Below are 6364 nucleotides of genomic sequence, written 5' to 3' on the forward strand. Positions count from 1 at the left end.
GCAGAATGTGCTAAACCAGCCTGCCAACAAATACCTGAGCATCCACTGTCTCATACGTTTTCAACTTTATTTTATGTTATTGATAATAATACCTGACTTGATGACCGCCATATCCAACTATCTTAGATAAGCCTATCGGCAGGGATGACAAATAGTTGGTTAGGTATCGTATTAACCCTCGGTAGCTTTTGCTTGGGACTTTATTTTTATGACCATTGCTAGGATGGGCATAGAAACCATCAGGATAATTATCCCATAAGGTTCTTATCACATATTAACGCACCGAAAACTCAATCTCCATTAACTTAAGTAAGTGTTTTTGCCAAGACCATAAACCAAGAATACAAACGCTTCTGATTGGAGTGATTATGGAAAGGAATACGACACTGCTTAGGCAATGTTAAGACAACTTGCCGATAGATCACTCTAGGAAACAGGCAGACGCCTATTTTGACCATATTCTCCCGTACATAACGCTTATCCACATTGCGGATAAGCTTTCCCCTTACAATTAAAGTTAACTTTATGTTACCCTTGAACGCAACCCCAGTATAGCATTAAGGTAAGTGGTAAAGCCATTTGCTGATCTTCCATACTTCAGCATCTTAGTTATTTCTGAAAAAACTAATAATTGGTGTCATATCGAGGATGACTGGATACGAATATGACCCAATTCGTAGTGAAAATACGTTTAAAGCGAAGTAGCTTCGATTTGATATCTTTGAAATTCATTCATGCCTTTTATCTGTTAAATCTTGCGAAGTATATCACAGAAAGGGACATGCCTTAAGCCCCACCACATATAATTTCAGGGAGAAAATTTTTAGGTAAAAGAACAACCAGCACTTGTGCTGGGTATCCCCAATTAAAACCGATCGTTTCGCATGTTTTCGGCTGTCGTAATGAAAAGATATTTAATCAACCTGAGCTGCGCTTAAGAAATGGACTAAATGCCAAAGTCGCGATCTGATCGTTTGAAATAAACTATTTACTGCACAAGGACTTGGGTATGAATAATTTAGATGCTATTCTCGTCGATGTCGATGGATTCTGCCATAGTTTCCTTCCTGCATGTGCAAAATACCTAATTTTTTCCGGTATCAAATAAAGAAACAAGCTTTCTTGCCTCTTAGTTAGCGAAGTGATGATGATAGTGATAGCTTTCCATCAATCAGGATATTGAGACTTCAAAAGCTATTACATCCACTTTGTTTGTCGCTTCCTCACTCACCGTCAGGGATTTCCTTTGTTGATTCGTCCAAGCTACAGGTTTATTACAACCTACAAATTTTCAAACATCAAGTTTTTCAAGGTACCGAGAAGCGAGGAAAAGAAACGATGGGAGTGTTGATATGGAGATAAAGGTTATATCTCTGATCCATTGGAGCAGGAACTTGCAGACAAGGGAGTTATACTGATAATGGGTATAAAAAACATGAAACCCAAAGTAATGAAACTTCGGAACCGCCTGATGCTCCGGAAACGATTTATTATTAAAACCGTTTTTGAACAACTAAAAAATATATTCCAAATCGAGCATTCTCGGTACCGTAGTTGTATCAGCTTTATGAGCAACTTGCTGGAGGGGCTTATTGCATATTCATTTCAACCAAAAGAAGCCGAGCTTCAAGATGACTAGGTTTGATAAGCAAGCGCTTATTATGCAGATCTGAGGTTAATCATTTTTTGAAACTCTTATCCGGAGTTAAGAGCGCTTTTTAGTATATGGCAAATTTCTGTGTCTACGATAATGTTTCTGAGAATAGGCGTTGTTTCACAACTATCTGAACTAATCATAATTCCTACGATCAGATCGTCATGAAGTTAAGCGGGAGGTGAGGATGCAAAAAGCCAAGTATAGGATCAGCAACTGGTAACAATATAATCAACCATTAGTAAACCGTGGCTCAGTGACTGTTTGGATAGACGTCGCTGCTTAAGATATGGCATTGTCTAAGGTATCGCGGTCATCGTGACCGTAGGTTTATATTCGCGGATACCGCAATTGAAACGGCACTGATGGTGAAAGGTATTTTTAAACTTCCACGTCGTTATTAATGCCACAGACCTAAAAGTATACGACGAAGGTAAATGGAAAACGCGTAAACACTGTAAGGAGAAGAGGAGCATAAAGCGCAAACTTCATCTTGCCCTTGATGTTTCTACTCATGAGGTTATTGCTGTAAAAGTTGACCTAGTTTCTATGGATGATAATGAGGTTTTACCTATATTGCTTAACTCATTAACACGAAAGATACAGCAAGTCAGTGCTGATGGAGCCTATGACACATAGGTATGTCACCACGTACTGAATAACAAAGGAATAAGGACCAGTATTCTACCTCTAAACAACGCGGGGTACTGGGAGGAAGGGTATCCTAGAAATGAAGCTGTAAAGGCTGTAAAAGAGGACAAACTGGCGGAGTAGAAAAGACAGGAATTATCACAAACGCTCATTATCAGAGACAGCAATGTTTCTCTATAAACAGTTACTTAGCCCTAAACTTACTCTTCGTAATTAAAATGTTTAAGTTAGTGAAGCATTGGCAAACGTGAAATCGATGAACAAAGTTCTAATACTCGGTATGCCTGTTTGCCAGCAGACAAATTAAGACTGTAAAAAAAATTGGGATCAGTGCGTTATAGGCCTGATTGAATCAACAACGCCCTGAGAACATGTAAGTTGTAGGTAAGCTCTATAAGCAACGCATTGAGAAGGAAGATTTAAACTTTCATACTTGCTTGAAACATCGTAATCGGATACTAAAAATTGGCGATAATGCATGATAATGTGATAGGGATGTACATTGAGTGTGAGTATTTCATTTAGATGACAGTAAGCATATTAAATCTATGACCCCTCTCTGCATTGTTCATAATATAGTTTGACGTTCTGGAGTGTTACTCCAGTACATAGCATACCATACCATAATGGTAAGTAGAGATATAGGGATCAATTTGTCGGTATTTCGATTATTTGGTTTAATTGCCATTATCACAATTTGTGCACAAATTGACGCTATTCATCATGTGCTTATTTGGAATCGTGCAGATATTATGGCAGGTCAGTGGTGGCGTATCGTAACAGGAAATCTAACACACGCTAATACAATTCACCTTGCTATGAATCTTACGGCGTTGGCAGCACACGCGATGTTGCACCGTCGTTACTATGAGCCACATTTGTTGGGGTTTATGATCTTAATCATGATGATAGTGATTGGGATCGCTATGTTCTTTAGCCCTTCTTACCTATATTCAGGTTTCTCTGGTGTACTTCATGGCTTATTTGTCTGGGGTTTTATTTGAGACATGCAGCATAATGCTCCTCTAGGATGGATGTTCATCCTCGGTATCATACTCAAATTACTCTATGAAGTTTATACAGGTGGGGAACTCAATGACGTCCGATCTTATTGGTGTTAAGGTGGCCTACCAAGCCCATTGTACGGGTGCGATGGTGGGATTATTGTTTGTGCTTAAAATTGAACATCAAAGCTAAGTCAAGCTGTTGAATTTCTGTGTCCACGCATGCGTTCACTTCTTGTAAACCTAGCAAGTAATACTACTGACGATAGGTCGACAGGAAACGGCTAAAGCGTCCGATAGCCAACTCCAGATCATCCACCCGCGGTAATGTCACGATGCGGAAGTGGTCTGGTTTTGGCCAGTTGAAGCCCGATCCGTGAACCATCAAGACTTTTCCCTCCATCAGGAAGTCCAACATCATCTGTTCGTCATTGTGAATGTTATAACGCTTGGTATCAATTTTCGGGAACAGATACAAAGCACCTTTCGGTTTGACACAGCTAATACCTGGGATTTGGGTGATGAGTTCATGCGCCTTATTACGTTGTTCTAATAAACGACCTCCTGGTAGGATTAATTCATTGATGCTTTGGTAACCTCCTAATGCAGTTTGAATAGCATGTTGCATAGGCACGTTTGCACAAAGACGTAACGAGGCCAACATATCCAAACCGGCAATGTATCCAGTTGCAATCTGTCGTGGTCCAGATAAGATCATCCAACCTGATCGGAAGCCACACACACGATAGGCCTTAGATAGGCCACTGAAGGTAACACATAACACATCGGGTGCTAATGGTGCAATGGAATGATGTTGTGCACCATCATAAATGATTTTGTCATAAATCTCGTCGGCAAAAATGATAAGACCGTTTTGACGTGAGATTTCGGCGATATCTAACAAAAAATCACGGCAGTAGATAGCACCTGTTGGATTATTTGGGTTGATGAGCACTATGCCTTTGGTCTTCCTCGTAATTTTAGCTGTGATATCTGCTAAATCTGGATACCAATCAGACATCTCATCACACACATAGTGCACAGGATTACCACCTGATAATGATACAGCTGCCGTCCAAAGTGGATAGTCTGGTGAGGGTACCAATAATTCATCGTCTCTATTTAGCAATGCTTGCATCGCCATGACGATTAGTTCAGATACGCCGTTTCCTAGATATACATCGTCCACGTCTAAATCGTGCATACCACGTTTTTGGTAGTGTTGGATTACCGATTTTCGAGCAGAATAAATTCCTTTGGAATCACAATAGCCCTGTGAAATTGGTAGGTTTCGGATCACGTCTACTAATATTTCATCCGGTGCATCAAAACCAAAAAGAGCAGGGTTACCGATATTTAGCTTGATGATTTTATGGCCTTCTTCTTCAAGGCGTTTAGCTTCTTTCATTATTGGACCACGGATATCGTAACATATGTGATCCAGTTTTGTTGACATCTCAACTTTTTGCATCTGGTTTACCGAAGGTACTTACGTATTTATAATAAATTACACGATCAATACTGCTTATATAAGTAGCGAATAGTAAAAGGTAACGGAATAATTAGTGATTGAGTTCTGTTGAACTGGAATTATGTACTGAAAAATTAAAATTTATTCAAAAACAACCTAACCTACTCTGCTTGGAATGATGTTAACTGATAATTGCTGGGAATTGCTGGGAATTGTTACACTAACTAATGAAGAGTACTCGTCTCATCTATGACAAGCCATAAGATATAATGTTCTTTGAAGTCATTCCTTATCGGATGGATCTGATATTCCATGGTGAGATTTACTACGTCCATTTGGAGAGTAAAATCGCATATATCGACGATTTAATCTTTACTCTAAAAAATAGATTTCAGGAAAACTATTTTAAATAGTTATATTTATTCCCGTTATCTGAAATGCACAGGTATTATATCTTAAGCCACCATCTAATACTTTAAAAAACATCGTTAGGAGAGAGATACCAAAAACTCGCTCTACCACGTGTATTGAGGAGGTGTTTTTTACCTAGGTAATTTTCTCCCAGAGAATATATGTGGTGGGGTTTAAAGCCTATCCATTTTTGTGATACATTCAGCACGGTTTAACAGATGAAAGGCATGAATGAATTTCAAAGATATCAAATCGAAGCTACTTCGCTTTAAACGTATTTTCACTACGAATTGGGTCATATTCGTGTCCAGTCATCCTCGATATGACACCGATTATTAGCTTTTTCAGAAATAACTAAGATGCTGAAGTATGGAAGATCAGCAAATGGCTTTACCACTTACCTTAATGCGATCTGCTGGGGTTGCGTTTAAGGGTAACATAAAGTTAACTTTAATTGTAAGGGGAAAGCTTATCCGCAATGTGGATAAGCGTTATGTACGGGAGAGTATGGTTAAAATAGGCGTCTGCTTGTTTCCTAGAGTGATCTATCGGCAAGTTGTCTTAACATTGCCTAGGCAGTGTCGTATTCCTTTCCATAATCACTCCAATCAGAAGCGTTTGTATTCTTGGTTTATGGTCTTGGTAAAAGCCTGCTTATCAAAGTTGATTCAGGCGCACTTTAAGACCGATGCGTGTGAAATCTCCGTCATTGTTTTCATCCATACCCATAGTCGTAATGACAATTACAATCTGCATTTACATGTGGTACTGCTGAAGGTGTATTCTTTCCTTCTAACTAGGATTAGAAAGGGTTTCAGCATTTATCGTTATCTCAGCTACGATTACTTTGGCAAAAACACTTACTTAAGTTAATGGAAATTGAGTTTTCGGCGCGTTAATATGTTATAAGAACCTTATGGGATAATTATCCTGATGGTTTCTATGCCCATCCTAGCAATGGTCATAAAAATAAAGTCCCAAGCAAAAGCTACCGAGGGTTAATACGATACCTAACCAACTATTTGTCATCCCTGCCGATAGGCTTATCTAAGATAGTTGGATATGGCGGTCATCAAGTCAGGTATTATTATCAATAACATAAAATAAAGTTGAAAACGTATGAGACAGTGGATGCTCAGGTATTTGTTGGCAGGCTGGTTTAGCACATTCTGC

At 39.0% G+C, this 6364-nt stretch carries 4 protein-coding genes and 2 pseudogenes; 4 read left to right on the forward strand and 2 right to left on the reverse strand.

The annotated features are described in order from the left end of the window. Positions 1 to 305 precede the first annotated feature (305 nt). On the reverse strand, positions 306 to 458 hold the full coding sequence (locus tag BTN49_RS14315; protein ID WP_158523768.1) for a hypothetical protein: 153 nt from the start codon (positions 456 to 458) through the stop codon (positions 306 to 308). A gap of 551 nt (positions 459 to 1009) precedes the next feature. Here BTN49_RS14315 and BTN49_RS22740 point away from each other — a divergent pair. The 3 genes and pseudogenes from BTN49_RS22740 to rrtA all read left to right on the forward strand — a co-directional run bounded on the left by BTN49_RS22740 (position 1010) and on the right by rrtA (position 3309). Further along, positions 1010 to 1673, forward strand: a pseudogene (locus BTN49_RS22740) (transposase). Positions 1674 to 1841: 168 nt separating this feature from the next. Then, positions 1842 to 2612 (forward strand): annotated as a pseudogene (locus BTN49_RS11665) (IS5 family transposase). A 319-nt stretch (positions 2613 to 2931) separates the two neighbouring features. Further along, positions 2932 to 3309, forward strand: coding sequence for a rhombosortase (rrtA, locus tag BTN49_RS18570; RefSeq protein WP_223823912.1), 378 nt, complete (start codon positions 2932 to 2934; stop codon positions 3307 to 3309). Positions 3310 to 3565: 256 nt separating this feature from the next. Here rrtA and BTN49_RS11675 read toward each other — a convergent pair whose 3' ends face one another. Then, positions 3566 to 4780 carry a pyridoxal phosphate-dependent aminotransferase gene (locus BTN49_RS11675; RefSeq protein WP_097357324.1) on the reverse strand — a complete coding sequence of 405 codons (1215 nt, stop codon included), beginning with the start codon at positions 4778 to 4780 and terminating at the stop codon, positions 3566 to 3568. Positions 4781 to 5698: 918 nt separating this feature from the next. Here BTN49_RS11675 and BTN49_RS13535 point away from each other — a divergent pair. Continuing rightward, positions 5699 to 6064 carry a hypothetical protein gene (locus BTN49_RS13535; RefSeq protein WP_146679451.1) on the forward strand — a complete coding sequence of 122 codons (366 nt, stop codon included), beginning with the start codon at positions 5699 to 5701 and terminating at the stop codon, positions 6062 to 6064. The last annotated feature ends 300 nt before the right edge of the window (positions 6065 to 6364 follow it).

It is taken from the genome of Candidatus Enterovibrio escicola, assembly GCF_002464935.1.
GTDB classification, from domain to species: domain Bacteria; phylum Pseudomonadota; class Gammaproteobacteria; order Enterobacterales; family Vibrionaceae; genus Enterovibrio; species Enterovibrio escicola.